Origin of the sequence: Streptomyces sp. NPDC004667, from assembly GCF_040609475.1 — a bacterium.
In the GTDB taxonomy this organism is placed as follows: Bacteria; Actinomycetota; Actinomycetes; order Streptomycetales; family Streptomycetaceae; genus Streptomyces.
Genome location: NZ_JBEXKC010000001.1, coordinates 47,904 through 74,240, shown reverse-complemented (window position 1 = coordinate 74,240; position 26,337 = coordinate 47,904). Strand labels below are relative to the sequence as shown.

19 protein-coding genes are annotated in these 26,337 nt (G+C 72.0%); 15 read left to right on the top strand and 4 right to left on the bottom strand.

What is annotated here, in order from left to right; genetic code table 11:
* Nucleotides 1–9: 9 nt before the first annotated feature.
* The 10 genes from ABZW32_RS00285 (at nt 10) to ABZW32_RS00240 (ending at nt 10,582) form a co-directional block, all read left to right on the top strand.
* Nucleotides 10–1,014 carry a proline racemase family protein gene (locus ABZW32_RS00285; protein WP_356209152.1) on the top strand — a complete coding sequence of 335 codons (1,005 nt, stop codon included), beginning with the start codon at nt 10–12 and terminating at the stop codon, nt 1,012–1,014.
* A complete protein-coding gene (locus ABZW32_RS00280) occupies nt 1,011–2,030 on the top strand; it encodes a proline racemase family protein (protein ID WP_356209150.1) in 1,020 nt (339 codons plus the stop codon). The genes ABZW32_RS00285 and ABZW32_RS00280 overlap by 4 nt, the downstream gene beginning before the upstream one ends.
* Complete coding sequence (locus ABZW32_RS00275) at nt 2,027–3,007, top strand: ornithine cyclodeaminase family protein (RefSeq protein ID WP_356209148.1); 981 nt, start codon at nt 2,027–2,029, stop codon at nt 3,005–3,007. The genes ABZW32_RS00280 and ABZW32_RS00275 overlap by 4 nt, the downstream gene beginning before the upstream one ends.
* A 56-nt stretch (nt 3,008–3,063) precedes the next feature.
* On the top strand, nt 3,064–3,777 hold the full coding sequence (locus tag ABZW32_RS00270; RefSeq protein ID WP_356209145.1) for a GntR family transcriptional regulator: 714 nt from the start codon (nt 3,064–3,066) through the stop codon (nt 3,775–3,777).
* 151 nt (nt 3,778–3,928) lie between these two features.
* Nucleotides 3,929–4,684, top strand: a complete 756-nt coding sequence (locus ABZW32_RS00265; RefSeq protein WP_356209142.1) for a hypothetical protein — start codon at nt 3,929–3,931, stop codon at nt 4,682–4,684.
* Between the two features lie 188 nt (nt 4,685–4,872).
* Complete coding sequence (locus ABZW32_RS00260; RefSeq protein ID WP_356209140.1) at nt 4,873–6,618, top strand: ABC transporter substrate-binding protein; 1,746 nt, start codon at nt 4,873–4,875, stop codon at nt 6,616–6,618.
* Between the two features lie 22 nt (nt 6,619–6,640).
* On the top strand, nt 6,641–7,609 hold the full coding sequence (locus ABZW32_RS00255) for an ABC transporter permease (protein ID WP_356209139.1): 969 nt from the start codon (nt 6,641–6,643) through the stop codon (nt 7,607–7,609).
* Nucleotides 7,606–8,592 carry an ABC transporter permease gene (locus ABZW32_RS00250; protein WP_356209137.1) on the top strand — a complete coding sequence of 329 codons (987 nt, stop codon included), beginning with the start codon at nt 7,606–7,608 and terminating at the stop codon, nt 8,590–8,592. Before ABZW32_RS00255 ends, ABZW32_RS00250 begins: the two co-directional genes overlap by 4 nt.
* A complete protein-coding gene (locus tag ABZW32_RS00245; RefSeq protein ID WP_356209135.1) occupies nt 8,592–9,596 on the top strand; it encodes an ABC transporter ATP-binding protein in 1,005 nt (334 codons plus the stop codon). The genes ABZW32_RS00250 and ABZW32_RS00245 overlap by 1 nt, the downstream gene beginning before the upstream one ends.
* Nucleotides 9,593–10,582 (top strand): oligopeptide/dipeptide ABC transporter ATP-binding protein, encoded by a 990-nt coding sequence (locus ABZW32_RS00240; RefSeq protein ID WP_356209132.1) that lies wholly within the window; start codon nt 9,593–9,595, stop codon nt 10,580–10,582. The genes ABZW32_RS00245 and ABZW32_RS00240 overlap by 4 nt, the downstream gene beginning before the upstream one ends.
* Before the next feature lie 72 nt (nt 10,583–10,654).
* Here ABZW32_RS00240 and ABZW32_RS00235 read toward each other — a convergent pair whose 3' ends face one another.
* The gene (locus tag ABZW32_RS00235; protein WP_356209130.1) at nt 10,655–12,718 is read right to left on the bottom strand and encodes a prolyl oligopeptidase family serine peptidase; all 2,064 of its coding nucleotides are present in this window, start codon (nt 12,716–12,718) and stop codon (nt 10,655–10,657) included.
* Between the two features lie 100 nt (nt 12,719–12,818).
* Between ABZW32_RS00235 and ABZW32_RS00230 the strand changes: the two genes are divergently transcribed.
* Nucleotides 12,819–14,384 (top strand): MFS transporter, encoded by a 1,566-nt coding sequence (locus ABZW32_RS00230; RefSeq protein ID WP_356209128.1) that lies wholly within the window; start codon nt 12,819–12,821, stop codon nt 14,382–14,384.
* Nucleotides 14,385–14,417: 33 nt separating this feature from the next.
* On the top strand, nt 14,418–15,005 hold the full coding sequence (locus ABZW32_RS00225) for a hypothetical protein (protein ID WP_356209125.1): 588 nt from the start codon (nt 14,418–14,420) through the stop codon (nt 15,003–15,005).
* A 7-nt stretch (nt 15,006–15,012) separates the two neighbouring features.
* On the opposite strand, the gene ABZW32_RS00220 is transcribed toward ABZW32_RS00225, so the two are convergent.
* Complete coding sequence (locus ABZW32_RS00220; RefSeq protein ID WP_356209122.1) at nt 15,013–16,407, bottom strand: cytochrome P450; 1,395 nt, start codon at nt 16,405–16,407, stop codon at nt 15,013–15,015.
* A 418-nt stretch (nt 16,408–16,825) separates the two neighbouring features.
* Here ABZW32_RS00220 and ABZW32_RS00215 point away from each other — a divergent pair, with 418 nt between their 5' ends.
* A complete protein-coding gene (locus tag ABZW32_RS00215; protein ID WP_356209120.1) occupies nt 16,826–18,322 on the top strand; it encodes an IMP dehydrogenase in 1,497 nt (498 codons plus the stop codon).
* A 132-nt stretch (nt 18,323–18,454) separates the two neighbouring features.
* Here the strand turns inward: ABZW32_RS00215 and ABZW32_RS00210 are convergent, their stop codons facing one another.
* Both ABZW32_RS00210 and ABZW32_RS00205 read right to left on the bottom strand, forming a co-directional pair.
* Nucleotides 18,455–19,984, bottom strand: a complete 1,530-nt coding sequence (locus ABZW32_RS00210) for a UDP-N-acetylglucosamine 1-carboxyvinyltransferase (RefSeq protein WP_030234828.1) — start codon at nt 19,982–19,984, stop codon at nt 18,455–18,457.
* Between the two features lie 170 nt (nt 19,985–20,154).
* Nucleotides 20,155–22,113: an amidohydrolase gene (locus ABZW32_RS00205; RefSeq protein ID WP_356209117.1), complete on the bottom strand. Its 1,959-nt coding sequence runs from the start codon at nt 22,111–22,113 to the stop codon at nt 20,155–20,157.
* Nucleotides 22,114–22,205: 92 nt separating this feature from the next.
* On the opposite strand from ABZW32_RS00205, the gene ABZW32_RS00200 reads away from it, so the two are divergent.
* Nucleotides 22,206–23,273, top strand: a complete 1,068-nt coding sequence (locus tag ABZW32_RS00200) for a LacI family DNA-binding transcriptional regulator (protein ID WP_356209115.1) — start codon at nt 22,206–22,208, stop codon at nt 23,271–23,273.
* A 154-nt stretch (nt 23,274–23,427) separates the two neighbouring features.
* Nucleotides 23,428–26,142, top strand: a complete 2,715-nt coding sequence (acnA, locus tag ABZW32_RS00195) for an aconitate hydratase AcnA (RefSeq protein WP_356209113.1) — start codon at nt 23,428–23,430, stop codon at nt 26,140–26,142.
* The last annotated feature ends 195 nt before the right edge of the window (nt 26,143–26,337 follow it).

The window sequence follows — 26,337 nt, the reverse complement described above, 5'->3', positions numbered from 1 at the left end:
GAGGAACCCATGCGCACGCGCCACATCTACCACGCGGTGGACTCGCACACCGAGGGCATGCCCACCCGGGTGATCACCGGGGGAGTCGGGGTGATCCCGGGCTCCACCATGGCCGAGAAGCGGCTCCACTTCATGGAGCACACGGACCACGTCCGCACCCTGCTCATGTACGAGCCGCGCGGCCACGCGGCGATGAGCGGCGCCATCCTCCAGCCGCCCACCCGGCCCGACGCCGATTTCGGCGTGCTCTACATCGAGGTGTCGGGCCTGCTGCCGATGTGCGGGCACGGCACGATCGGGGTGGCCACCGTCCTGGTCGAGACCGGCATGGTCCCGGTCGTCGAGCCGGTCACCACGGTCCGGCTCGACACCCCGGCCGGTCTGGTCAGCGTGGACGTACGGGTCGAGGACGGCGCGGCCACCGCCGTCACCCTCACCAACGTCCCGGCCTTCAGCGTCGGCCTGGACCTGAAGGCCGAGGTCCCCGGATACGGCACGGTCACCTACGACCTCGCCTACGGCGGGAACTTCTACGCCTTCGTCGAACTGGACGACCTCGGCCTCCCCTTCGACCGCTCCCGCAAGGAGGACCTGATCGCCGCCGGCCTGGCGATCATGGACGCCGTCAACGCGGGCGCGGACCGTCCCGTCCACCCCGAGGACCCGGCGATCGCCGGAGTCAAGCACGTGTACCTCGCCGCCCCCGGCTCCGACGCCCGCCGCTCCCGGCACGCCATGGCCATCCACCCGGGCTGGTTCGACCGTTCGCCCTGCGGTACGGGGACCAGTGCGCGCATGGCCCAGCTGCACGCCCGCGGCCTGCTCGCACTCGACACCGACTTCGTCAACGAGTCCTTCATCGGCACCGAGTTCACCGGCCGCCTCACCGGGCGGACCACCGTCGGCGGTCTCCCGGCGGTGGTCCCCACCGTCACCGGCCGGGCCTGGATCACCGGCACCGCCCAGTACTTCCTCGACCCGACCGACCCCTTCCCCGGAGGGTTCCTGCTGTGATCAGCGTCCGCACCACCGACTACCACACGGCGGGGGAGCCCTTCCGGATCGTCGACCTCACGGCGGGCGACATCGCGCCCGCCCCCGGGGACACCGTCGCCGAGCGCTGCGCCAACGTCATCGGCCCCGGGGGTTCCGGGACCGCGCCGAGGCGGAGCGAGCTGGACGACGTACGGCGCCTGCTGGTGCAGGAGCCGCGCGGGCACGCCGGGATGTACGGCGGGTTCGTGGTCCCCCCGGACGACGACGGGGCGCACTTCGGGGTGCTGTTCTGGCACAAGGACGGCTACTCCACCGCGTGCGGCCACGGCACCATGGCGCTCGGCGTCTGGGCGGTGGAGACCGGGCGGGTCCCGGCTCCGCACGACGGGGACGTCCAGGTGCGCATCGACGTCCCGTCGGGTCGGGTCGGGGCCACCGTCCACCGCGACGGGGGCCGCACCACGGGGGTCACCTTCCGCAACGTCGCCGCCCGGGTGGGCGCCCGCAAGGTCCCGGTGGCCACCACGCTGGGGATCGCGGAGGTGGACGTCGCGCACGCCGGGGCCTGTTACGCCTCCGTCGCCGCCCGGGACCTCGGCCTGGAGGTCTCGCGCGCCGGGCTGCCCGAGCTGGTGCGCGCCGGGCAGGAGATCCGGGCCGCGCTGGCCACCCACCCCGCCACCTGGCACCCGGACGGGCCGCTGCTGTCCGGGGTGTACGGGGTGGTCCTGTACGAGGAGCTGCCCGACACCCCCTTCGGGCCGTACCAGCGCAACGTCACCGTCTTCGCGGACGGACAGATCGACCGCTCCCCGTGCGGTTCCGGCACCTCCGCCCGGCTCGCCCTGCTCGCGGAGGACGGGCGGCTCGGGCCGGGGGAGGACCTGCTGCACGAGTCGGTGGTGGGCACGGTGTTCACCGGCCGGATGCTGGAGGACGGGGTCACGGAGGTGACCGGCACGGCCTACCGCACCGGCGAGCACACCTTCACCGTCGATCCGCACGACGCCCTCGGTACGGGGTTCCCCCTGTGACGGCCCACCCGGCGCCCGCCCACCCGGCGCCCGCGCTGCCGCAGTTCGACGCCGGGCGGATCGCGGGCCTGCTCACCCCCGCCGGGGCGGCCGACGCCCTCGCCGGGGCCCTGCGCGCCGGGCTCGACCCGGAGGCCTGCCCGCAGCGCGGCTCCCTGGCCGCGCCGGGCGGCGAACTGCTGCTGATGCCCGCCGCGTCGGAGCGCTACGCGGGGGTGAAGATCGCCGGGGTGGCGCCGGGCAACCCGGTGCGGGGCCTGCCCCGGATCACCGGGAGCTACCTGCTCCTCGACGGGGTGACCCTGTGCCCGGTGGCCCTGTTCGACGGCGCGGCCCTGACGGCCCTGCGTACCCCGGCGGTGTCCGCGCTGGCGTTGCGCCACCTGGCCCCGGCCGGGCCGGCGGGGCGGCTGGTCCTCTTCGGCTCGGGGCCCCAGGCGTACGGGCACCTCGACGCGGTGCTCGCGGAGCGGGAGCCCGCGGAGGCGGTGGTCGTCGCCCGTGACCCCGGACGGGCGGGAGCGCTCGTCGCGTACGCCCGCGAGCGGGGTGTCGCGGCGCGCACCGGCACCCCGGGGGACGTGGCCGGTGCGGACCTGGTCGTCTGCTGCACCACGGCCCGCGAGCCGCTCTTCGACGGGCGCCTGGTGGTCCCGGGGGCGCTGGTGGTGGCCGTGGGCTCGCACGAACCGGGCGCCCGCGAGACGGACACGGCCCTGGTGCGGCGTGCGGCCGTGTACGTGGAGTCGCGCGCGGCGGCCCTGCGCGAGGCGGGGGACCTGCTGGTCCCGGAGGCGGAGGGGGCGATCGGGCCCGGTCATATCAGCGGAACGCTCGCCGACCTGGTCACCGGGCGGATTCCGTCGGGAGGGCGGACGGGTTGTCCACAGCTCTTCAAGAGCGTGGGCATGGCCTGGGAGGATCTTGCCGTGGCGGTCGCGGTGTTCGAGGCCGCCGGGACGAGTAGCGCAACGTGACATTGTACGCTGTTCCTCTTCTCGTCGTGGTGTCGGGGGTCTCGGAGGAAAAGCACATGGGTGACCTGAAGCAGCACAGTCTCATCAAGGCCCAGGAACGGCTCCGCGACCAGGTCGGCCACGCCCTCCGAGCGGCCCTGATCGCCGGGGAACTGCGCCCCGGAAGCGTGTACTCGGCCCCCGGCCTCGCGGCCGAACTGGGCGTCTCGGCCACGCCCGTGCGCGAAGCCATGCTCGACCTGGCCCGGGAGGGCCTGGTCGAGCCGGTCCGCAACAAGGGTTTCCGGATCACCGAGGTCAGCGAGCGCGACCTCGACCAGTACACGGAACTGCGGACGATGATCGAGGTCCCGACCGTCGGGCGGATCACGAAGATCGCCACGGCCGAACAGCTGGAGGCCCTGCGCCCCATCGCCGAGGAGATCGTCACCAGCGCCCGCGAGCACAACCTCATCGGGTACCTGGAGGCCGACCGCCGCTTCCACCTCTCCCTGCTGGCCCTGGCGGGCAACGACCGCCTCGTGGAGACCGTCGGCGACCTGCGCAAGCGCTCCCGCCTCTACGGCCTGACGGGCCTGGACGAGGCCGGCAAGCTGGTCTCCTCCGCCGAGGAGCACATCGAGCTCCTCGACCTGATGCTGACGGGCGACTCCGACGCGGCCGAGGCCTGCATGCAGCGCCACCTCGGTCATGTCCGTTCCCTCTGGGCGCAGGGCCGTGACGAACCGGTCGGCCGCACCCCGGGCGGCCTCGGGTCGGGCATCCAGTGACACCGGCGGCGCCGGCGCGGTGAGCGTGGGGGTGCGCCGGGCGGGTGGAGCTCGTGGCGCCCAAGGGTGATCGTCGCGAACGGAGGTCGATTCCGCCCGGAATCCGTCTACCAACACCAGGTCATGTGCACCGAGTGATGGGTTCCCAGTCATGCTGAAGACTGCATTGCGGCTTGCCTCCGCCACCGCCCTGGTCACCGTGTCGCTGGCGTTCGGCTCGCCCGCCGGCGCCGCGACGGACCCGTACCCGGGTACCCCGCAACAGATCCGCGATACCGGCCCCTGCGGCCCGACCGGCGGCTACCGGGCGTCGGAGTGGCTGCAGACCACGACGGACCCCGGGATCCGGCCGCAGGTGGACCTCGCCGCGGTGAGCGAGGCCTGGTACTGGCGGCACGACGTGAACACCCTGTGGCGCGGCGACACGCGGCCCGACCCCCAGGCCATCTTCAACAGCGGCTTCACCCCCCGGGGCTCGGACCTCACCCCGCTCTCGCAGTGGATCATCGGGGGAGCCGGGCAGCAGAACGCCGCGCACGTGAGCACCAGTTGTGAGCGGTGGGTGGCCCAGGAGTTCGCCACGGGAGGCGGGAACGACGGCTGGGTCTACGCGATCCAGGCTCCCGGCGGGATCGACATCAACGCCACCGCCCGGCAGACGGGCCTCCAGTCGCCGTTCCTGTGGAACAAGGAGATCGACTTCCCCGGCGGCATCGAAGGCAGGTTCATCGAGGGAGCCTGCCAGTACCACTTCGTCGGCCTCGACCCGCAGACGAACGACCGGATCTACCGGAACCTCGGCTGCGTGACGAACGGCAACTTCCGTCCGGTCACGGGCAAGCACGGGGACAAGCACGGGGACAAGCACGAGGACAAGGACATGGAACCGGCCGGTTCGCCGCACTGAGCCGGTCCGCCTCGTCGGGCCACCCCCGCAGCCGAGCTGCGGGGGTCACCCGGTAGCCCCAACTCCCGCTCGGACAGCCGGACTTGGACACGGCTGGATAACGGCGGCGCCAACCCCTTGTCAGTACAATTTCACATTACTATGTTACCGGTCACATCCTAAAGCGCGGCCCTTCACTGGAGTGACCCATGACCAAGCGCACCCAACTCGCCCTCGCCACCGCCGTGGTGGCCGCTCTCGCACTCGGTGCCTCGGGTTGCTCCGACCCCAAGAAGGGCGCGAACTCCGGCCCCTCCGCGGCCAACCCGGCCGCCGCCAACGACGGCAAGACCCTCGGCGGCACCCCCGTGAAGGGCGGCACCCTCACCGTCCTGTCCAACCAGGACTTCGCCCACCTCGACCCCGCCCGCAACTGGGTGCTGCCGACCATCGACTTCGGCACCCGCCTGCTCTACCGCACGCTCGTCACCTTCAAGGCCGAGCCCGGCAAGGGCGGCAGCGAACTGGTCCCCGACCTCGCCACCGACCTCGGGACCCCCTCCAACGGCGGCAGGACCTGGACCTTCACCCTCAAGGAGGGCGTGAAGTACGAGGACGGCTCGCCGATCAAGGCCCAGGACATCAAGTACAACGTCGAGCGCTCCTTCGCCCCCGACCTCACCGGCGGCCCCGACTACGCCGCCCAGTACCTGGCCGGCACCGAGGGCTACAAGGGCCCCCTGGACGGCAAGCACCTCGACTCCGTCAAGACCCCCGACGACCGCACGATCGTCTTCGAACTCAAGCGCCCCGTCGCCGAGTTCTCCCAGACCGCCACCCTCCCCACCTTCGCGCCGGTGCCCCAGTCCCAGGAGAAGGGCACCCAGTACGACGCCCGTCCCTTCTCCTCCGGCCCGTACAAGATCGAGACGTACGACCGCGACAAGAAGCTGGTCCTCGTCCGCAACGAGCACTGGGACCCGAAGACCGACACCGTCCGCAAGGCCTACCCGGACCGGTTCGTCGTCGTCATGGGCCTCAAGGGCGGCCAGATCGACGACCGCATCATCGCCGGAGAGGGCGCCGACGCCTCCACCGTCGAGTTCGCCAACATGCGCCCCGAGAGCGCCGCCAAGGTCCTGCCCAAGCCCGAGGTCAAGGCCCGCCTGCTCGCCGAGTCCCAGGGCTGTACGGTCATGCTCCACCTGAACAACTCCCGCGCCCCCTTCAACGACCCCAAGGTCCGCGAGGCCATGCAGTACGCCGTGGACAAGGAAGCCGTCATCACCGCCGGCGGCGGCCCCGCCCTCAACGAGGCCGCCACCGCCTACCTGCCCCCGGCCCTCACCGGCGGCAAGCAGGCCGACACCCTGAAGATCCCCGCCTCCGGCGACCCCGCCAAGGCCAAGGAACTGCTCAAGGCCGCAGGCAAGGAGCACCTGAAGGTCTCCCTCGCCGTCTCCACCGGGGACAAGGGCAAGGCGGAGGCCCTCCAGCAGGGCCTGGCCCGGGCCGGCGTCGAGGTCGTCATCGACACCGTCGACCCCGGCGCCTACTACGACGTCATCGGCGACCTCTCCACCACCCCCGACATGACCTACACCGGCTGGTGCCCCGACTACCCCTCCGGCTCCACCTGGCTCCCCTTCGTCTTCGACGGACGCACCATCAAGGACAAGGGCAACCAGGGCAACTACGCCCAGTTCCGCGACGAGGCCACCATGAAGCGGATCGACGAGATCAACGCCATGGCCGACGCCAAGCAGGCCAACCAGGCCTGGATCGACCTCGACGCCGAGATCATGAAGAAGGCCCCGTCCATCCCGGTCCTCCTGGAGCGCAAGCCGCTGCTCGTCGGCCCCAACATCGCCGGCGCCTACGGCCACCCCGTGTGGACCGGCACCGTCGACTACGGGAGCATCGGCCTCAAGGACCCGTCGAAGAGCCAGGGCTGAGAAGCCGGGGCCTGAAGACACCATGACCACCACCGCATCCGGCGCCGCCCCCGAGGCGGCCCCGGCCGGGACGCCTGCCAAGGACGTACCCCCGGGCAGCAGCCCCTGGCAGCTCGCCCGCCGGGAACTGCGCCGCCGTCCCGCCGTCCGCGTCAGCCTCGGCGTCGTCCTCCTCTTCGTTCTGATGGCCCTGGCCGCCCCCTGGCTGAGCGCCCTCGGCGGCTGGTCCCCGGACGAGTACGACAAGGCCGCCGTCGACCCCTACCTCGGCGGACAGCCCCTCGGCTCCCTCGGCGGGATCAGCCCCGAGCACTGGCTCGGCGTGGAACCCGTCACCGGACGCGACCTGTTCGCCCGCGTCGTCCACGGCGCCCAGGTCTCCCTCCTGATCGCCTTCGCCGCCACCGCCATCGTCGTCCTCGCGGGCACCGCCGCCGGGATCGCCGCCGGCTACTTCGGCGGCCGCACCGACGCCGTCCTGTCCCGGCTCATGGACCTCACCATGTCCTTCCCCTCGCTGATCTTCATGATCGCGATGCTGTCGGTGGCCAAGGACGTCAACCGGATCGTCCTGATGACCAGCGTCATCGGCCTCTTCGGCTGGCCCGGCGTCGCCCGCGTCGTCCGCGGCCAGACCCTGTCGCTCAAGCACCGCGAGTACGTCGACGCCGCCCGTGTCGGCGGCGCGAGCTCCTGGCGGATCCTGACCCGCGACATCCTCCCCGGCGTCTCGGGCCCGGTCATCGCCTACACCACCCTGCTCATCCCCGGCATGATCAGCACCGAGGCCGCCCTCAGCTACCTCGGCGTGGGCGTGCGCCCGCCCACCCCCTCCTGGGGCCAGATGATCGCCGAGTCCGTGGCCTTCTACGAGACCGACCCCATGTACTTCGTCATCCCGAGCGTCTTCCTCTTCCTCGCCGTGCTCGCCTTCACCCTCCTCGGCGACGCCCTGCGCGACATCCTCGACCCGAGGGGCGGCCGCACGTGATCCTCTACCTCGCCCGCCGCCTGCTCGCCCTCGCCGGCGTGCTCCTCGCGATCGCCGCCGTCACCTTCCTCATCTTCTACGTCCTGCCCGCCGACCCGGCCGCCGCCGCCTGCGGCAAGACGTGCAGCGCCGAACGGCTCGCCGACGTCAGGCAGTACCTCGGCCTCGACCAGCCCGTCTGGAAGCAGTTCGGCGACTTCCTCACCGGCATCTTCACCGGCCGTACCCTCGGCACCGGACAGTTCGCCGTCCACTGCGACTTCCCGTGCCTGGGCTACTCCTACGAGAACTCCCTGCCCGTCTGGGACCTCCTCATGGACCGGCTCCCCGTCTCCGCCTCCCTCGCCGTCGGCGCCGCCGTCCTGTGGCTGCTGCTCGGCCTCGGCGCCGGGGTCACCGCCGCCCTGCGCAAGGACACCGCCACCGACAAGACCCTGATGGTCGGCGCCGTCGCCGCCGCCTCCCTGCCCGTCTACTTCACCTCCGTCATGCTGATCTACGGGGTCATCCGCGTCGCCGACCTGCTCCCGTACCCCAGCTACCAGGCCCTCACCGACGACCCGCTCGCCTGGGCCTCTAACCTGCTGCTGCCCTGGACCGCCCTCGCCCTGCTCTACGCCGCCATGTACGCGCGCCAGAGCCGCGGTTCGATGATCGAGGCGATGGCCGAGCCGTACATCCGCACCGCCCGCGCCAAGGGCATGCCCGAGCGCACCGTCGTGGTCAAACACGGACTGCGCTCCGGGATGACCCCGATCCTCACCATCTTCGGCATCGACCTCGGCGGGCTCCTCGCCGGAGCCGTGATCACCGAGTCCATCTTCGGACTCCCCGGCATCGGCCGGCTGTTCTACGGGGCGCTCGTCAGCTCCGACCAGCCCGTGGTCCTCGGGGTCACCCTGCTCGCCGCCTTCTTCATCGTCGTCGCGAACCTCGTCGTCGACCTCCTGTACGCCGTCGTCGACCCGAGGGTCAGGTACTGATGACCACCGCACCCCCCCTGCTCGAAGTGCGCGACCTGCGCGTCACGTTCACCACCCCGCGCGGCACCGTCCGGGCCGTCGACTCCCTCGGCTTCACCGTCGAGGCCGGACGCACCCTGGGCATCGTCGGCGAATCCGGCTCCGGCAAGTCCGTCACCTCGCTCGCCGTCATGGGCCTGCACCGGGCCGGCGCCGAGGTCACCGGCTCCGTCAGCCTCGCCGGACGGGAACTCACCGGACTCTCCGAGAAGGAGCTGTCCGCGGTGCGCGGCCGCCGGATGGCCATGATCTTCCAGGACCCGCTGTCCAGCCTGCACCCCTACTACACCGTCGGCGAGCAGATCGCCGAGCACTTCCGGGTCCACTTCCGGGCCGGGCGGGCCGCCGCCCGCAAACGGGCGGTCGACATGCTCGGCGAGGTCGGCATCCCCGAACCGGCCCGCCGCGCGGGGGAGTACCCGCACCAGTTCTCCGGCGGCATGCGCCAGCGCGCCATGATCGCCATGGCCCTGGCCTGCGAGCCCGACCTGCTGATCGCCGACGAGCCCACCACCGCCCTCGACGTCACCGTGCAGGCACAGATCCTGGACCTGATCGCCCGCCTCCAGCAGGAGCGCGGCCTCGGCGTCGTGATGATCACCCACGACCTCGGGGTGGTCGCCCGCGTCGCCCACGAGGTGCTCGTCATGTACGGCGGCCGCGCCGCCGAACAGGCCTCCGCCGACGAACTGTTCGCCGCGCCCGCCCACCCTTACACCCGGGGCCTGCTCGACTCCCTGCCCCGCCTCGACACCCCCGACGACGCCCCCCTGCCCTCCATCCCAGGCTCCCCGCCGTCCCTGCTGGCCCCCGCCCCGGGCTGCGCCTTCGCCCCCCGCTGCAACCGGGCCGCCGCCCGCTGCACCGGGGAACGGCCGCTGTTCGTCCCGTACGGGGACGGCCCGCGGCACACCGTGGCCTGCCACTTCGCGGGCGTGCGCACCCCCGAGGAGGCGGCCCGATGACCGGCACCGAGACCCCCGAGCGGCCGCTGCTCTCCGTCCGGGACCTGACCATGACCTTCCCCGGCCGGCGCACCCTGACCGGCCGCCGCGGCGCGCCCGTGCGGGCCGTCGACGGGATCTCCTTCGACCTGGCCGCGGGCCGGACCCTGGGCCTGGTCGGGGAATCGGGCTGCGGCAAGTCCACCACCGGCCGGATGCTGGTGCGGCTGCTGGAACCCACCTCCGGCAGCGTCACCTTTGACGGCAAGGACATCAGCCGGCTCTCCCAGGGCGCCCTGCGGCCCCTGCGTAGGAACATCCAGATGGTCTTCCAGGACCCGCACTCCTCCCTCAACCCCCGCCAGACCGTGGCCCGGATCATCTCCGACCCGCTGCTGGTGCAGGGCTGGAGCGCGGCGGACGCCCGCCGCCGGGCCGCCGAGCTGATGGAGCTGACCGGACTGATCCCGGAGCACATCGACCGCTACCCGCACGAGTTCTCCGGCGGCCAGGCCCAGCGCATCGGCATCGCCCGCTCCCTGGCCACCAACCCCCGGCTCATCGTCGCGGACGAGCCGGTCTCCGCCCTCGACGTCTCCGTCCAGGCGCAGATCGTCAACCTGATGGAGCGGCTGCGCGGGGAGCTGGGCCTCGCCTACGTGTTCATCGCGCACGACCTCTCGGTCGTCAAACGGGTCAGCGACCGCGTCGCCGTCATGTACCTCGGCCGGATCGTCGAGATCGGGGACAAGAAGTCCCTCTACGAGGACCCGCAGCACCCCTACACCAGGGCGTTGCTGTCGGCCGTCCCGCTGCCCGACCCGGCGGCGGAACGGCGGCGCGAGCGGATCGTCCTGCTCGGCGACCCGCCGAGCCCGGCGGCCCCGCCCCCGGGCTGCACCTTCCACCCCAGGTGCCCCAAGGCCCAGGACATCTGCCGAACGGAGCGCCCGCTCCTGCGGATCGCCGCCTCCCGAGAGGTGGCCTGCCACTTCCCCGGTGACTGACGGGGATCCAGGGGAAGAAGGAGGGCCCCGCGGACGAAGCCGTCCGCGGGGCCCTTCGCGTACCGCGTACCGCTAGGAGACGGCCAGTTCGCGGCGGAAGAAGGCCAGTTCCTGTGCCATCACCTTCTCGCGCGTCCCGCCCGGGGTCATGTGGGTGACGCCCGGCAGGGCCAGCAGCCGGTGCGGGCGGCCCGCGTCGGTCAGGGCGCGGGACAGGCGCAGGGTGTGGGAGGGGTGGACGTTGTCGTCGGCCAGGCCCGTGACCAGCAGCAGCGGCCGGGTCAGCTTCGGCGCGTCGGGGAGCAGGCAGTCCCGCTCGTACACCTCGGGGTGTTCCTGCGGAAGCCCCAGGTACCGCTCGGTGTACGCCGTGTCGTAGTGCCGGAAGTCGGTCGGAGCGGCCCCCGCGGCCGCCGCGTGGAAGACGTCGGGGCGGCGCAGTACGGCCATGGCCGCGAGGTAGCCGCCGTAGGACCAGCCGCGTACGCCGACCCGGCCGAGGTCCAGGTCGCCGTGCCGGGCGCCCAGCGCCCGCAGGGCCGCGACCTGGTCCTCCAGGGTGACCTCGGAGAAGCCCCGGTACATCGCGTGGGTGAAGGCGGGGGAGACGTAGGGGGTGCCCCGGTTGTCGACGGTGACCACGGCGAAGCCCTGGTCGGCCCACCACTGCCGGGCCTGCCAGCGGCGCGGCTCGGCGGACACGTCCTGGAAGCCGGGGCCGCCGTAGCTGTCCATCAGTACGGGCAGCCGCCGCCCCGGGACGTGGTCGCGCGGCAGGACGAGGGCGGTGGGCACGCCGTGCTCGGTGACCCGCTCCAGGACGGGGACCACGCGGTACGGCAGCGGCGCCGACAGGTCGCGGGGGACGAACGCACGGCCGTCGGCGGTGCGCACGGTGCGCCGGAAGCCGTCGGCGTCGGCCGAGGTCAGCAGCAGCGTCCCGGAGGAGGCCTCTGCGGAGTGCACCCCGGGCCCGTCGGCGAGCGGGGTCAGCGCTCCGGTGTCCGGGTCCAGCAGCAGCACCTGCTGCTCGGCGGGGTCGCGCAGTCCGGCCTCGATCAGCAGCCGGCCCTCGTGGATCCCGGCCACGCGGCGGACCTGGATCCCGTCACCGGTGAGCGGCTTCCCGTCGAGGGCCAGGCCGCGCGCGGCCCCGCCGGGGGTGTCGGCGGCGGTGAGCATCCGCCCGTCGGGCAGCCGGGCCGGGGTGCCGGGCACCAGCGGGTCCACCCACTGGGGGTGCGTGGTGGCCGACAGCTCCCGCGTGCGGCCGGTGGCCGGGTCGGCGCTGAGCAGCAGGACGCTGCGCTGGAGCCGGTCCTGGACGGTCAGCAGGATCTCCGTCGGCGACTCCCAGCCGGCGTCCGAGACGTAGGGGTGGGTCGTCGCGTCCCAGTCGAGGCGCACGCGGCTGCCGTCCGGGCCCAGCACCCACAGCTGGACGTCGGCGTTGGGGCCGCCCGCCTCGGGGTAGGCGAAGTCCTCGGCGGGCAGCTCGGGGTGGGCCGGGTCGGCGAACCAGCGCCGCTGAAGGGCGCTCTCGTCGACCCGGGCGGCGAGCAGGGTGACCCCGTCCGGGGACCACCAGTGGCCGCGGGCGCGCCCGAGCTCCTCGGCGGCGGCGAACTCGGCGACGCCCCAGCGTGCCCCGTCGTCGGGGCTGATCCGGCCGCCCGGGGCGACGTGGAGGGCGTCGTCGGCGACGTACGCGGTGCGCGAGCCGTCGGCGTTGGGGCGCGGGTCGAGGGCGGGGCCGGCGGCGGGTATCTCCGCGGGGCCGCCGGAGCCGTCCCAGGTGACCCGGTAGAGCCGCCCGTACAGGGGGAAGGCGGCGCTGCGGCCGTCGCCGGAGAGGGCGTACGAGCCGATCCCGGCGGCGACGAGCCGGGTGCGCTCGCGCAGGCGCCTTTCGGTGACGGGGAGTTCTCCGGGCTCGGGGGAGAGCGCACGGGGGTCGGCGAGCAGGGTTTCGGTGCCGGTTGCGGTGTCGAGCACCCAGAGGGATTCGAGGGCGTCGGCGAGTCCCGTGGAGCGCAGGAACCACAGGAGGCGGCCGTCGTCGCCGAACGCGAGGGCGCGGGGCGCTCCGTGGGTGAACCGGGCCGTGTCGGCGGAGAGCCTGAGGAAGTCGTCCATGATCTCAGTCTGACATGTGCAATATCACATAGCATAGACAGTGGCGGAGGACTGGGCCGTTCGAGTGGTGACCCCCGGGGTGCGGGCATAGCGTCGACTAGTGGACCCGAACGCTCTGCCGACCAACAAGGGGACCGACGGCACGGTCCGAGGGGGCGGAAAAGGGCTGGCCCTGTTCGTGATCGCCTCCTGCCAGCTCATGGTCGTTCTCGACATCACCATCGTGAACATCGCGCTACCACACATCCAGACCGCGCTCGACTTCTCGACGGAGAGCCTGTCCTGGGTGGTCAACGCGTACACCCTCACGTTCGGCGGACTGCTCCTGCTCGGCGGGCGGACCGGCGACATCCTCGGCAGGAAGCGCGTCTTCATCTTCGGTGTCCTGCTCTTCGGCCTCGCCTCCCTGCTCGGCGGCTTCGCCCAGAACGAGGGCCAGCTGATGGCCTCCCGGGCCCTCCAGGGCGTCGGCGGCGCCATCGCCTCACCCACCGCGCTCGCCCTGATCACCACCACCTTCCGCGAAGGCCCGGCCCGCAACCGGGCCTTCGGCGTCTTCTCCGCCGTCTCGGCGGGCGGCGGCGCGATCGGCCTCCTCGCGGGCGGGGTCCTCGTCGAATGGCTCAACTGGCGCTGGGTGTTCTTCGTCAACGTCCCCATCGCCGTGCTGATCGCCGTGCTCGCGACACGGGTCCTGCACGAATCCGAACGCCACCCCGGACACTTCGACCTCGCCGGCGCGCTGCTGTCGACCACCGGCATGGTCGCCCTCGTCTACGGGTTCATCCGCGCGTCCCAGGAGGGCTGGGACGACCCCTACACGATCGGCTCCTTCGTCGCCGCCGTGGTCCTGCTCTCCCTCTTCGTCCTCAACGAGCGGCACTCGCCGCAGCCGATCACCCCGCTGCACATGTTCGCCGACCGCAACCGGGCCGGCACCTACGGGATCATGCTCTTCCTCGCCTGCGCGATCTTCGGCATGTTCTTCTTCCTCACGCTCTTCGTGCAGAACGTCCTCGGCTTCAGCCCGCTGCAGGCGGGGCTCGCCTTCCTCCCGGTCAGCGTGATGATCGCGATGGCCGCCGGCGTCACCTCGCAGCTGCTCCCCAGGTTCGGGCCCAAACCCTTCATGGTCACCGGAGCCCTGTGCTGCGCGGCCGGGCTGGCCTGGCTGACCCGGATCGACGTCGACTCGACGTACCCGGGCAGCATCCTCGGCCCGATGCTGGTCTTCGCCACCGGCATGGGCCTGCAGTTCGTCTCGCTGACCCTGATGGCCCTGTCCAACGTGCCCGACCGGGAGTCGGGTGCCGCGTCCGGCCTGCTCAACACGATGCAGCAGATAGGCGGCTCGCTCGGCCTCTCCATCCTGGTGACCGTGTTCGGCACGGCCAGCCGCAACGAGGCCAAGGAGCAGGTCCCGGACTTCCTGAGCTCCTCCACCCCCGCGCAGAAGCTCCTCTTCGCACACACCCACCAGCTCCCCAAGCCCTGGGCCGACCAGGTGCTCACCTCCGGCGTGAGCACGGCCTTCGTGGCGGCCGCGGCCTTCACCCTGGTCGGCGCGGCCATCGCCCTGTTCGTGATCCAGGTCCGGCCCTCGGACCTCGCGCGGCTCCAGGGCAACCACACCCCGGCGGCAGTCCAGGGGGAAACGGGCGGGTAGGGTCGTTGATCATCGCACTTCGGGGGGAATCCGATGTTCAGGTCCACCACAACCACCACCGCCCGCCGGGCGACCACCGCCGCACTGGCGCTGTCCCTGGCCGTCCTCACCGCGGCCTGCGGCAACGACGCCACGCCCAAGGCCTCTTCTGCCCCGTCGCAGGCGCCCTCCGCGTCCGCGCCGTCCGACCCGTCACCGGTGTCCACCGCCTCCGGCCCGTCCGGCGCCGCGAGCGCGGCGCCCTCGCCCCGCGTTCCGGGCGGCACCCCGCCCATGGCGTCCCCGGCCGACGGCGGTGTGCCCGCCACCCCCGGGCCGGAGAAGGTCCGGGACGCCTTCGCTGGGCTCCAGGCCACCCTGGGCGAATCCTGCACCCCGGGGAACTGCGCCTACTTCCTCGGCCGGGTCCACGACGAACTCCACCGGATGGACCGCGCGATGAAGGCCGATCCGAAGGGCCCCGGCCACTTCCCCGAGCCGATCGCCGCCGTGGCGAAGCTCGACCTGGAGCTCGGCGGCGACCGCACCTTCGAGAACCTGAAGAAGCACCAGAGCACCCTCATCGGCACCCGCGACGAGATCAACACCTGGATGCAGGACCACCCCGACGACTACCGCTGATCCCGGCTCAGGGCCGGACGCGGCGGATCCGGCAGCGGGCCGGGCCCGTCGTGCGCAGGGTGATCCCGGCGCTCACCGGCACCTCGGTGTCCACCGCCTCGAACTCGTAGGCGCGCAGGACCATCGCCAGCGCGATCACCGACTCCAGCATCGAGAAGTGCTGCCCGATGCAGGCGCGCGGGCCGCCGCCGAAGGGGAACCAGGCGTAGCGGGGACGGGCCGCTTCCGCCTCCGGGGCGAAGCGGCCGGGGTCGAAACGGTCCGGGTCGCTCCAGTACCGGGGGTGGCGGTGCGTCACCCAGGGCGCCAGGATCACGGTCGCGCCCGCCGGGACCGTGTGGCCGTCGATCACGGTGGCGGCCACGGCCTCGCGGCCGATGACGGGGGCGGCCGGGTAGAGCCTCATCGCCTCCTTGAGTACCTGGGTGAGGTACGGGAGCCGGTCCAGGTCGGCGGCCTGCGGCGTACGGTCGCCCAGCACGCGGAGGACCTCCTCGCGGGCCCGCGCCTGCTCCTCGGGGTGGCGGCCGAGCAGGTGCAGGGCGAAGGACAGCGAGGTGGCGGTCGTCTCGTGGCCGGCCAGCAGGAAGACCAGTACCTGGTCGCGCAGTTCGGCCGCGTCGAAGCCGTCGTCTCCCGTGCTCTGCGCGGCGGCGAGCAGGGTCAGCAGGTCCTCGCCGCCCGCCCCCCGCCCCTCCGGGGCGTCCCGGCGCGCCGCCACGATCCCGTCGCAGACGGCGTACAGCTCCCGCATCGCCGCCGCCGCCCGCCGGTTGCCCGGGGTCGGCCAGCCGCGCGGCACGTTGGCGGGGGAGTAGCCGCGGCGCAGCACGTACTCCGTGATGACGGGGAAGCACCGGTCCACGACGTCCACCGTGGCGTCCACGTCGGTGCCGAAGAGGATCCGGGCCACGGCGCGCAGGGCCAGGTGCGTCATCTCCTCGCCGACGTCGACGACCCCGTCCCCGCCGTCCTCCCAGCCGGCGAGGGTGCTCGCGGTCTCGGCGGCGACGGCGTCGGCGTAGCCGTCCACCCGCTTGCGGGTGAACAGCGGCTGCACGAGCCGGCGCTGGCGCAGGTAGTCCTCGTCCTGGCTGGTCAGCAGACCGTTGCCGAAGGACTCCCGGATCTCCTGGTAGAAGGGGTTGTCCTTGCGGAAGTTGGCGGACTCGGTGGCCAGCACCCGCTGGGCGCCCTCCGCGGAGAAGACGCAGTACAGCTCGGCGCGCAGCCCGGGCGGACCTGCCGAGATCCGCACGACGTCCCCGTGGTGCCGGCGGGCGCGCAGATAGGTGCCCAGGGAGTCCGCCTTCAGGTCGAGGAGCGACCCGAGCAACGGGACGCCCTCCAGGGCGGGGACCTCCGTACCCGCGTCCGTTCCGTGCCCTGTTCCCACTGCCATGACCGCCCCCTCGAAACCGTACCGGCGGCCGATTCTGCCGCCCCCGCCCCCACCCCGACGAGGCCTTTCCCCGGCCACCTGACCGGAAACCGCCGCCGGGCTCCTCCGGCCGCGTGCCCCACCCCCGCCGACGGGACCGCGGAGCGCGACCGAGGGGCCGAGGGCCCGAACGAGCCGCCCGGGAAAGGCGATTGGCGGTGAGGGGGAGGCCGGTCGGGATTCGTGTGGCGACGCGATGATCGATAGAGTCTCGGGTCACGACCGCACCCGGTTCGAACCACGGGCGGGTCAGGGCTCTGTCACCACCCGTGGCACCTCTACGGCCGCCATGCCGGCACCTCCTGCCCGCGTCCCGTGAAACCGGGGCGGTCTTCACGGCCGGGCGATCGGGTCCCGGTCGACGGGCCAGGAGGAACGAGTGGCACAGATCATCGCCGAGGTCTCGAGGACGTTCAACGAGTTCCTGCTCTTGCCGAACAGGACCCGCACCGACTGCTCGTCGGCGACGGTCGACCTGCACACGCCCCTGGTGCGGCACGTCGTGGGCGAGCGGTCGGCGATCGAACTCGGCTCCCCGTTCACGTCAGCGATCATGCAGGCGGTCAGCACACCGGAACTCGCGATCGCGCTCGCGCGCAACGGCGGTCTGAGCTTCCTGCACCACAACCAGTCGATACGGGACCAGGCCGCGGCCGTCCGCCAGGTGAAGAACTTCAAGGCCGGGTTCGTCACCAGCGACACCAACGTCCGCCCCGACGACAGCCTGAGCCACCTGGTCGCCGTCATGGAACGCACCGGTCACAGCACCGCCGCGGTCACCCACGACGGCAGCGCCACCGGGCGCCTGCTCGGCCTGGTCACCTCCCGCGACTTCCACCCCCGGCGCCATGACCTCGACGGTCCGGTGGGCGGCCGGATGACCGCCGTCGCCGACCTGCCCCATGCCGGGGCCGACACCACGCTCTCCGAGGCCAACGCCCGGCTGTGGGACCAGCGGCTGGACTGCCTCCCCGTGGTGGACGCCGAAGGCCACCTGCAGTACCTGGTGTTCCGGTCCGACTACGCGGACAACAAGCGCTTCCCGACCCAGGCCGTGGACAGCGCCAAGCGCCTGCGCGTGGGCGCGGGCATCAACACCCACGACTACCGGGAGCGCGTCCCCGCCCTGCTGGAGGCGGGCGCGGACGCCCTGTGCTTCGACTCCTCCGACGGCTACAGCGACTGGCAGGCGCAAGCCCTGACCTGGGTGAAGAAGAACTACCCGGAGATCCCGGTCGGCGGCGGCAACGTCGTCGACGGGGAGGCGTTCACCTTCCTCGCCGAGGCCGGAGCGGACTTCGTCAAGGTCGGCGTCGGCGGCGGCTCCATCTGCATCACCCGCGACCAGAAGGGCATCGGCCGCGGCCAGGCCAGCGCGGTCCTGGACGTCGCGGCGGCCAGGGACGCCTTCCGCGAGCGCACCGGAGAGTACGTGCCGATCTGCTCCGACGGCGGTCTGGTGCACGACTACCACGTGGCCCTGGCGCTGGCGATGGGAGCCGACTTCGTCATGATGGGGCGCTACTTCGCCCGCTTCGACCAGGCCGCCGGCGCGAAGCTCCCCACCCGGGACGGCTTCGTGAAGGAGTACTGGGGCGAGGGATCGAACCGGGCCCGCAACTGGCAGCGCTACGGCCAGGGCGGCCAGGGCCTGATCTTCGAGGAGGGCGTCGACGGCTACGTCCCCTACGCCGGCGACCTGAACGAAGGACTCGCCCTGACCATCGCCAAGCTCAAGACCACGATGGTGTCCTGCGGCTCCACCACCCTCGCGGAGCTCCAGTCCACGGCTCGGCTGACCCTGGTCTCCGACCAGAGCTTCCAGGAGAGCCACGCCAACGTCACCCTGCGGGACACCCCGGCGACCGTGGCGTAGGCCGTACGGCTACGGCTCGCGCACCGGTCCCCTCCCGAACGGCACGGGGCCCCCTCGCTCTCCGCGAAGAGCGAGGGGGCCTCGTCCGTGGCGACCAACCGTGTCCCGGTCGGTCCCGGTACGTCCTGTGTCTCAGATGTCCCGGAAGATCTCGATCTGGGCGCCCACCGAGTTGAGGCGCTCGGCGAGTTCCTCGTAGCCGCGGTTGATGACGTAGACGTTGCGCAGCACCGAGGTGCCCTCGGCCGCCATCATGGCGAGGAGGACGACCACCGCCGGGCGCAGGGCCGGCGGGCACATCATCTCGGCCGCGCGCCAGCGGGTGGGGCCCTCGACCAGGACGCGGTGCGGGTCCAGGAGCTGGAGGCGGCCGCCGAGGCGGTTGAGGTCGGTCAGGTAGATGGCCCGGTTGTCGTACACCCAGTCGTGGATCAGGGTCTGGCCCTGGGCGACGGCGGCGATGGCGGCGAAGAACGGGACGTTGTCGATGTTCAGCCCGGGGAAGGGCATCGGGTGGATCTTGTCGATCGGGGCTTCGAGCTTCGAGGGGCGGACCGTGAGGTCGACCAGGCGGGTGCGGCCGTTGTCGGCCACGTACTCCGCCGAGCGGTCGTGGTCGAGGCCCATCTCCTCCAGCACCGCGAGCTCGATCTCCATGAACTCGATCGGCACCCGGCGGATCGTCAGCTCCGACTCGGTGACGACGGCGGCGGCGAGCAGGCTCATCGCCTCGACCGGGTCCTCGGAGGGGGAGTAGTCCACGTCGACGTCGATGACGGGGACGCCGTGGACGGTGAGGGTGGTGGTGCCGATGCCCTCGACCTTGACGCCCAGCGCCTCCAGGAAGAAGCAGAGGTCCTGGACCATGTAGTTGGAGGAGGCGTTGCGGATGACCGAGACGCCGTCGTGGCGGGCCGCGGCCAGCAGGGCGTTCTCGGTGACCGTGTCCCCGCGCTCGGTCAGCACGATCGGGCGGTCGGGGGAGACCCCGGCCTCGACCTGCGCGTGGTAGATGCCCTCGGTCGCGGTGATGTCCAGGCCGAAGCGGCGCAGGGCGATCATGTGCGGCTCGATGGTGCGGGTGCCGAGGTCGCAGCCGCCGGCGTACGGCAGGCGGAAGTGGTCCATCCGGTGCAGCAGCGGGCCCAGGAACATGATGATGCTGCGGGTGCGGCGGGCCGCGTCCGCGTCCATGGCGTCCATGTCGAGACGGGCCGGCGGGACGATCTCCAGGTCCACGCCCTCGTTGATCCAGCGGGTGCGGACGCCGATGGAGTTCAGGACTTCGAGGAGGCGGTAGACCTCCTCGATGCGTGCCACCCGGCGCAGCACCGTACGGCCCTTGTTGAGGAGCGAGGCGCACAGCAGGGCGACGCACGCGTTCTTGCTCGTCTTGACGTCGATGGCACCGGACAGGCGGCGGCCGCCCACGACGCGCAGGTGCATCGGTCCGGCGTAGCCCAGAGAGACGATCTCGCTGTCGAGGGCTTCCCCGATGCGGGCGATCATCTCAAGGCTGATGTTCTGGTTGCCGCGTTCGATGCGGTTCACGGCGCTCTGGCTGGTGCCGAGTGCGTCGGCGAGCTGACTCTGCGTCCAGCCGCGGTGCTGCCGGGCGTCACGGATGAGCTTGCCGATGCGTACGAGGTAGTCGTCTGCCATGGGTGCACCGTATCTCAGATATGAGATTCGGCTCGCGCCGGGTGTGGCGGACGGGTGTAACCCACCGTCAGCTTCCGCCCGACTCCCATGGTGGGGCCGGAACGCGCGCCGTGCGCGCGGAGTCGGCCGGACGGGTCATCGGTCCCGCGCCGGCCGGCTCCGTCCGCGCCTCAGTGCCCGCAGGAGTGGTGCCGGCCCCTGCCGCCCCCGTGGACCGTCGCGTACGCGTCCGGCCGCGCCGCCGCCGCCGCGGCGCGGGCCGCGCGCGCCGAAGCCGCCCGCCCCGCCTGCGAGTCGGCGTCGTGCACCACACGGCCTCCGACCAGGGTCATCCGTACGCCCGTCCCGCTGATGTCGGCCACCGGACAGCGCGTCACGTCCCGGTCCAGTACCACCAGGTCCGCGGCCTTGCCCTCCTCGACGGTGCCGGTCAGCTCCTCCTGGCGCAGCTGCCACGCCGTTCCCGACGTGTGCATGCGCAGCGCCGAGTCCCGGCTCAGCCCCTCCAGGTCCCGGTACAGCTCGCCCGCCCCCGAGGCGCCCTGCCGGTCGATCGCCGTCCGCAGCTGGTTCCACGCCTGGAGGGCGTCCACGGGCCAGTCGGAGCCGCCGGTGAGCCGCGCGCCCGCCTTCTCCAGGCTGCGTGCCGGGTACATCCACCGGTGCCGCTCGGGCCCGATGTAGGGGAGCAGTGCCTCCTGCGTCCAGATGTCCCTCGTCGCCCACTGGAGCTGCAGGCACGCCGCGACGCCCAGTTGCGCGAAGCGCCGCAGGTCCGCCGGGTTCACGATCTGCAGGTGGGCCACCGCGTTGCGGGCGTCCCGGTGTCCCGTCACCTGACGGGCGTACGCGTATCCGTCCAAAGCGGCGCGTACCGCCCGGTCTCCGAGTCCGTGGGCGTGCATCTGCCAGCCCGCCCGGTTGAAGGCGGCGCTGAGCCGGCCGTAGTCCGCCGCCGAGGTGTAGAGCTCGCCCCGGTTCGTGGTCGGCTTCCCGTGCCCGTCGAGGTACGGGTCCAGCAGGGCGGCCGTCTGCGCCGGGTACTCGATGACCCCGTCCAGGAAGACCTTGATCATCCCGAACCGGAGCCCCGGCACGCCCTCGAACTCCCGCCGCAGGCCGCGCGCGTACGCCAGCGAGCCCGCCGGGTCCTTGGCCTGCTCCGCCGAGAGCCGGATCGCGGGCACGATCCGCTGCGGCAGTGCGCCCGCCGCCGAGAGCGCCCGGTAGAGCTCCAGCTCGTGCCGTCCCACCAGGGCGTCCATCATCGTCGTGACCCCGGACGCGGCCGCCAGCTCCAGTACCTTCGCGCAGGCCGCGGTCAGTTCTGCCCGGGTGTGTTCCGGTATCAGCCGCTTCACCAGCGCCTGCGCGTCGTCCTTGAGCACGCCGGTGGGCTTCCCGTCGGCCCCCTTGACCACCTTGCCGCCGACCGGGTCGGGCGTGGCCGCCGTGATCCCGGCGATGTCCAGGGCCCGCTGATTGGCCCACAGGTTGTGCCCGTCGCCGCCGACGAGGGCGATCGGCCGGCGCGTCGGGAGGGCGTCCAGCACCGAGTGGTGCGGATCGGTGCCGGCGGGCAGCAGCCCGACCGGGTTCCAGTCCTCCACCACCAGCCAGCCGTCGGGCTCGGCCGCGGGGCCGCCGGTGTCGGCGAGGAAGCCGGTCAGGATCTCCAGGAGCTGCTCCCGGGTGGTCTCCGCGCCGTCCAGCGAGGGGGACAGCGAGCGTTCCCCGGCTGCGAGCGGGTGGACGTGGCCGTCGTGGATGCCGCTCATCACGGTGTTGCCGCGGGCGTCGACCACCTCGGTGTCGCGGCCCACGTACCGCCGCAGCGCGGCATCGGTCCCGGTGGCCAGGATCCTTCCGTCCCGTCCGACCGCGACGGCCTGTACGGGCCCCCGGCGAGCGGTCCCGGTGAACACCGAGGCGTTGCGGACCACCAGGGCGGCCGAGCCCCGCCCGCCGGAAGGAGCGGCGGACGCGGCCGCGGCGGGCCCCGCGCCCAGCAGCCCCGCCGCGCCGGCGGCCCCGGCGGCGGCGAGCAGCCCCCGACGGGACAGGGGGGACGGCGCGGACGAGGGAGGGCGCGGGGACTGCGGAGAGCGGGGCGCGGGAGAAGACAGCATGCACACTCCAAACGTTGGTGTGGCCAGGACGCTGTTTGATTAAGGGCTTAACCAGAACCCGTCCCGGGCGACGAAATCCGTACGATGGCCGCGTGCCCATCCCCTTTCCGGGCCCCGCGTCCTCCCCGATGCCCGCACCCGCGCCCGTTCCCGGTCCGACCCTCGCCGACATCGCCCGCGCCGCCGAGGTCTCCACCGCGACCGTCTCGCACGCGCTCAACGGCACCGGCCGTCTCGGCGAGTCCACCCGCCGCCGGGTGCGCGAGGTGGCGGGGGCCCTCGGGTACGGGGCCCGGCGCGGCCCGCACGGCCGCAGCATCGGCATCGCGGTGACCACGTACGCGGGGTTCGCCTGGGACTTCGCCCGGATCGCCTACTTCTCCCGGCTGCTCATCGCCGCCACCTCGGCCGCGCACGCCCACGGATACGCCCTGACCACGTTCCCCGCCGACCGGGGCGCCGAGCCGCTGTGGCACACCCTGGCGGTCGACGGGCTGCTGCTGCTCGACAGCCCGGCCGACGATCCGGTGCTGCGGGCACTGCGGGCGCGCGGCCTGCCGGTGGTCTTCGACGGGCCCCCCTGCGATCCCCGCCCGGGGGACGTGTGGGTGGACAACGACCACACCGCCACCACCCGCGAGGTGCTGGACCACCTCGCGGCCTCCGGCGCCCGGCGGATCGCGCTGCACGCGGGCTACGGCCGGGAGTTCTACACCGGGGCCGTCACCTCGGCCTATGAGCACTGGTGCGCCGAGCGGGGGCGGGTCCCGCTCGTCGTCGCCTTCGACCCCAATGACGCCGCCGGGCACGCCTTCGACTCCGCGTTCGCCGGGCCGGACCGGCCCGACGCCATCTACTGCGTGTACGACCCGGGGGGTCGGCAGGTGCTGGCCGCCGCCGCGCGCCACGGCATCCGGATTCCCGGTGGAGGCCCGGCGGAGGGCGGGCTGCTGCTGGTGTGCGCCAGCGAGGATCCGGGGTACGCCGAGAACGAACCCTCCGTGACCACCGTCACCTTCGATCCGGAGCGGATCGCTGAATCGGCGGTTTCGTCCCTGGTCAAGTTGATCGAATCCGGACAGGCGGAATCGCCTGGCCGACTGACGGTCCCGGCGGGGCTGAGGGTGCGTGCCTCGTCCCGGGCCCCTCTCATGTACTAGAGTTATCTCGACATCGAGATATCTGCCCAAGACGTACCGCAGCCGTCCCGCCGGTAAGGGTTACCTAACTTAGCCTTACCTTAGCGGATTGGCCAGAGTGCCTCGCGGCAGGATTGCGGTAATACGCGCGAAATCATGCATGAAGGAGACTGTCGTGTCGGCGAACAGCTTCGACGCCCGCAGCACGCTGCAGGTGGGCGACGAGTCGTACGAGATCTTCCGGCTGGACAAGGTCGAAGGCGCCGCCCGCCTTCCCTACAGCCTGAAGGTCCTTCTGGAGAACCTGCTCCGCACCGAGGACGGCGCGAACATCACCGCCGACCACATCCGGTCGCTCGGGAACTGGGACTCGCAGGCCCAGCCCAGCGAGGAGATCCAGTTCACGCCGGCCCGCGTGATCATGCAGGACTTCACCGGCGTCCCCTGCGTCGTGGACCTCGCCACCATGCGCGAGGCCGTGAAGGAGCTCGGCGGCGACCCGGCGAAGATCAACCCGCTCTCGCCCGCCGAGATGGTCATCGACCACTCGGTCATCGCCGACAAGTTCGGTACGAAGGACGCCTTCGCGCAGAACGTCGAGCTGGAGTACGGCCGCAACAAGGAGCGCTACCAGTTCCTGCGCTGGGGCCAGACCGCCTTCGACGACTTCAAGGTCGTCCCGCCGGGCACCGGCATCGTCCACCAGGTCAACATCGAGCACCTGGCCCGCACGGTCATGGTTCGGGGCGGCCAGGCGTACCCCGACACCCTCGTCGGCACCGACTCGCACACCACCATGGTCAACGGCCTGGGCGTGCTGGGCTGGGGCGTCGGCGGCATCGAGGCCGAGGCCGCGATGCTCGGCCAGCCGGTCTCCATGCTGATCCCGCGCGTCGTGGGCTTCAAGCTGACCGGCGAGCTGCCGACCGGCACCACCGCGACCGACCTCGTGCTGACCATCACCGAGATGCTGCGCAAGCACGGCGTCGTCGGCAAGTTCGTCGAGTTCTACGGTGAGGGCGTCGCCGCCACCTCCCTGGCGAACCGCGCCACCATCGGCAACATGTCGCCGGAGTTCGGCTCCACCGCCGCGATCTTCCCGATCGACGGCGAGACCCTGAAGTACCTGCGCCTGACCGGCCGCGACGCGCAGCAGGTCGCGCTCGTCGAGGCGTACGCCAAGGAGCAGGGCCTGTGGCTGGACCCGGCCGCCGAGCCGGACTTCTCCGAGAAGCTGGAGCTCGACCTCTCCACGGTCGTCCCCTCCATCGCCGGCCCGAAGCGCCCGCAGGACCGCATCGTCCTCGCCAACGCCGCCGAGCAGTTCGCCGTCGACGTGCGCAACTACGTCTCCGACGACGAGGAGGCCGGCAAGGAGTCCTTCCCGGCGTCCGACGCCCCGGCCGCCCTCAACGGCGTGCCGACCCGTCCGACCCAGGTCACCCTGGCCGACGGCACCTCCTTCGAGATCGACCACGGCGCCGTCACCGTCGCCGCGATCACGTCCTGCACCAACACCTCGAACCCCTACGTCATGGTCGCCGCGGCGCTCGTGGCCAAGAAGGCGGTCGAGAAGGGCCTGTCCCGCAAGCCGTGGGTCAAGACCACCCTGGCCCCGGGCTCGAAGGTCGTCACCGACTACTTCGACAAGGCCGGCCTGACCCCGTACCTCGACAAGATGGGCTTCAACCTCGTCGGGTACGGCTGCACCACCTGCATCGGCAACTCCGGTCCGCTGGACGAGGAGATCTCGAAGGCGATCAACGAGCACGACCTCGCGGTCACCTCGGTCCTCTCGGGCAACCGCAACTTCGAGGGCCGCATCAACCCCGACGTCAAGATGAACTACCTGGCCTCCCCGCCGCTGGTCGTCGCGTACGCCATCGCGGGCTCCATGAAGGTGGACATCACCAAGGACGCCATCGGCACCGACACCGAGGGCAAGCCGGTCTTCCTCCAGGACATCTGGCCGTCCGAGGCCGAGGTCAACGACGTCGTGGCGAACGCCATCGGCGAGGACATGTTCAGCAAGTCCTACCAGGACGTCTTCGCGGGCGACGCCCAGTGGCAGGCGCTGTCGATCCCGACCGGCAACACCTTCGAGTGGGACCCGCAGTCCACCTACGTCCGCAAGCCCCCTTACTTCGAGGGCATGACGATGGAGACCACCCCGGTCTCCGACATCGCCGGCGCGCGCGTGCTGGCGAAGCTGGGCGACTCGGTCACCACCGACCACATCTCCCCGGCCGGTGCGATCAAGGCCGACACCCCGGCCGGCAAGTACCTCACGGAGCACGGCGTCGAGCGCCGCGACTTCAACTCGTACGGTTCCCGCCGCGGCAACCACGAGGTCATGATCCGCGGTACCTTCGCCAACATCCGCCTGCGCAACCAGATCGCGCCGGGCACCGAGGGCGGCTTCACCCGCGACTTCACCGTCGAGGGCGCGCCGGTCTCCTTCATCTACGACGCCTCCCAGAACTACCAGGCCGCCGGCATCCCGCTGGTCATCCTGGCGGGCAAGGAGTACGGCTCGGGCTCGTCCCGCGACTGGGCCGCCAAGGGCACCGCGCTGCTCGGCGTCAAGGCCGTCATCGCCGAGTCCTACGAGCGCATCCACCGCTCGAACCTGATCGGCATGGGCGTCCTGCCCCTGCAGTTCCCCGAGGGCGCCACCGCGGCCTCCCTGGGCCTCACCGGCGAGGAGACCTTCTCCTTCACCGGTGTGGAGGAGCTGAACGCCGGCACCACCCCGCGCACGGTCAAGGTCACCACCGACACCGGTGTGGAGTTCGACGCGGTCGTCCGCATCGACACGCCGGGTGAGGCCGACTACTACCGCAACGGCGGCATCATGCAGTACGTCCTGCGGAACCTCATCCGCGGCTGAACCCGCGGCCGCTGATTCCGGCGGCACCGAAGGGCCGTATCCCCGACGAGGGGGTACGGCCCTTTCGCTTATTTGGCCGGAAGCCAGGTTTCGGGGAGGTCTCAACTCGGAAAAGCTGACGGACAACCGTGTGCATGATCTTGCTCACATGAACGGAAGTGGACTATACCTGTGCGCGTCCGGCCCACCGCGGCA